Origin of the sequence: Nguyenibacter vanlangensis, assembly GCF_013376155.1 — a bacterium.
Classification (GTDB): domain Bacteria; phylum Pseudomonadota; class Alphaproteobacteria; order Acetobacterales; family Acetobacteraceae; genus Gluconacetobacter; species Gluconacetobacter vanlangensis.
Genome location: NZ_JABXXP010000479.1, coordinates 1 through 2,217, shown reverse-complemented (window position 1 = coordinate 2,217; position 2,217 = coordinate 1). Strand labels below are relative to the sequence as shown.

General features: G+C 69.0%; 4 protein-coding genes and 1 pseudogene. All 5 read right to left on the bottom strand.

Annotation, left to right across the window (positions count from 1 at the left end):
- Positions 1-170, bottom strand: a pseudogene (locus tag HUK84_RS23280) (acireductone synthase); the annotation flags it as partial.
- A gap of 13 nt (positions 171-183) precedes the next feature.
- Entirely contained in the window at positions 184-723 is a 540-nt protein-coding gene (locus tag HUK84_RS15550) for a 1,2-dihydroxy-3-keto-5-methylthiopentene dioxygenase (RefSeq protein ID WP_176641095.1), read from the bottom strand.
- On the bottom strand, positions 720-1,370 hold the full coding sequence (locus tag HUK84_RS15545; RefSeq protein ID WP_176641094.1) for a methylthioribulose 1-phosphate dehydratase: 651 nt from the start codon (positions 1,368-1,370) through the stop codon (positions 720-722). The genes HUK84_RS15550 and HUK84_RS15545 overlap by 4 nt, the downstream gene beginning before the upstream one ends.
- Before the next feature lie 58 nt (positions 1,371-1,428).
- Positions 1,429-1,689, bottom strand: a complete 261-nt coding sequence (locus HUK84_RS15540) for a twin-arginine translocase TatA/TatE family subunit (RefSeq protein WP_176641096.1) — start codon at positions 1,687-1,689, stop codon at positions 1,429-1,431.
- A 149-nt stretch (positions 1,690-1,838) separates the two neighbouring features.
- On the bottom strand, positions 1,839-2,217 hold a 379-nt coding region (locus HUK84_RS15535; RefSeq protein ID WP_176641093.1), incomplete at its 5' end, for a CHAP domain-containing protein.

Sequence of the window (2,217 nt, the reverse complement as noted above, 5' to 3'; positions counted from 1 at the left end):
GCCAGCGCCGCCCGCACCGCGGGATCGGCGGCCCGCTCGGCCAGCAGGCCCGGCATCGCCGCGCGCGCATAGGGAAACAGCACCCGGTGCACGAACGAAACCGGGACGGTCGTGCCCTCGATGTCCAGCAGCACCGCCTCGATCGCGTCCGCCGCGTCCGTCCCAAGCATCGGCCGCAACCCCTCAGGTCACCGGAAAGCGCGCGGCGATGTCGTCGCCGGTATAATGCGCGATCCAGCCCGTCGTATCGGTAAACACCCGCAGCGCCACCACATCGGGCTCCAGCCCGGCATCGAACCAGTGCGGAATGCCCTCGGGGACCGAGATCAGATCGCCCGCCACGCAGCGCACGTCATAGATCCTGTCCGCGACATGCAGCACGAAATTGCCCCAGCCATGGACGAAGAACCGCACCTCGTCCTCGCTGTGGGTATGTTCCGACAGGAACTTGTCGCGCAGGGCGGGTAGGTTGGGGGTCGCGGCATTGATGCGCACCACGTCGGCCGACCCCGCGCCGGTCTCGCCCATCAGCATGTCCAGATAGGGCCGATAGGCTTCCAGCACCGCTTCGGGCGCGGCGTCGCGCGGCGGCACCACCGGGCTGTCCCAGCGCTCGAAGCGCACGCCGATCGCGCCCAGCGCCTCGGCGATGCGGGGCGCATCCTCGGTGCGCAGCAGCGGCGAATCGGGATCGTCGTCACGATAGACCGTCAGGCGGCTCATGGGGCGAGCTTCCTTCTTTCCAGTTCGCAGGCCAGCAGGAATTCCAGCCCTTCCAGCCGCGCCAGCGCGACGTCCATCGTCCGGCCCCAGACATAGACGCCATGGCCGCGAATGACATAGCCGGCCGGCATGGCGCCCAGATGCGGCGCCACCACGCGGGACAGGCGGGCAATATCCTGGTCGTTGTCGAAGACGGGCACACGCACGGTCGTGTCGTGGGTGTCCTGCCCCGCGAACACTTTCAGCACCTCGTACCCCGTCAGCAGGATGGCCTCGCCCGGCAGCATCGACAGCACGGTCGCGGCCACCGAATGGCCGTGCAGCACCGCGCCGATCTCTTCGACGCGCCCCCCAGGAGCATGGGCATCGGAATGGGCATAAAGCTGGCAATGCAGCAGCGTCTCGGCGCTGGGCCGGTCGCCCGCCCGCACCGCCTGCCCGTCCAGCGTGACCGCGATCACGCCGTCTTCCGCCAGATGCCCCTTATGGCCGCCGGAACGGGTAATGGCGATCCGTCCGTCGGGCAGGCGCCGGCTGATATTGCCGGCGGTCGCCGGCACCCACCCGAAGCGGTCCATCCGCCGTCCCGCCGCGATGATGTCCTGCACCGCGCCGGCCCACGGGTCGGGCATTGTCACGTGATCCATGGTCGCGTCTGGCTCTCGTCTCGTCCTTGTCAGGCCCTCTCGCAGGCCCCGCCATGCGTCACGGCGTGCCGGAGGAATGCCCGCTGCCCGAGAAGCTGGCGTCGCGCTGCGCGCCGGCGGCGGGATTCGGCGGGGCGATATGGCCCGTCGGCCCTGCGGCGGCGCCTTCGGCGGGCTCGTCCTCGGCCATGTTCTTCTTGAACGATTTCATGCCGCGCGCAACGTCGCCCATCAGCGTGCTGATCTTGTTGCCGCCGCCAAACAGGACCAGCACGACCGCCAGCACGATCAGCCAGTGCCAGATGCTCAAGCTACCCATCACACATCCCCGTTTCCGCGCCGCGACGCTGAACTGCCCTTGAATTCCAAATTCCGGACCGTCCGCTTTTTGGAGCGGCATACCCGAAACGCTCCATCACATGGCCCCGCCGGGCGCGTCATGCAAGCGGCCTCTTACCCCCGCGCCGTTCAGGCATCTGGTGACGGACGCTCCGGCAGGTCGCGCGAGATGAAGCCGTATGTCGGATAGACGCTTTTGCCCATGCTGTGAACCGGCTGCCACCAGACCCGTACGGCGGACCAGTCATTGCGGCGCGACACGTCGACCACCGGCACCCCGTGATCGATCCGTCCGGGCACCCAGTTGGCCTGGTCCACCAGGATCGCCCGCGTCCCCTCGACCTGCCGCACCACCGAGACATGCCCGTCCGGCAAGCGCCCGGTGGCGCGGAACACCAGCACCGCGCCCGGGCTCGGCATGCTGGAATGGGCATAGCGCCCGGCCGATTGCCGCCACCACCCGGCCGCCGCCCCCTGCAACTGCAACCCGGTGACCGACCGGGCATAG

Coding starts and splice junctions, on each gene's coding strand:
- HUK84_RS15540 (WP_176641096.1), bottom strand. CDS start 1,689: ATGGGTAGCTTGAGCATCTGGCACTGGCTGATCGTGCTGGCGGTCGTG.
- HUK84_RS15550 (WP_176641095.1), bottom strand. CDS start 723: ATGAGCCGCCTGACGGTCTATCGTGACGACGATCCCGATTCGCCGCTG.
- HUK84_RS15545 (WP_176641094.1), bottom strand. CDS start 1,370: ATGGATCACGTGACAATGCCCGACCCGTGGGCCGGCGCGGTGCAGGAC.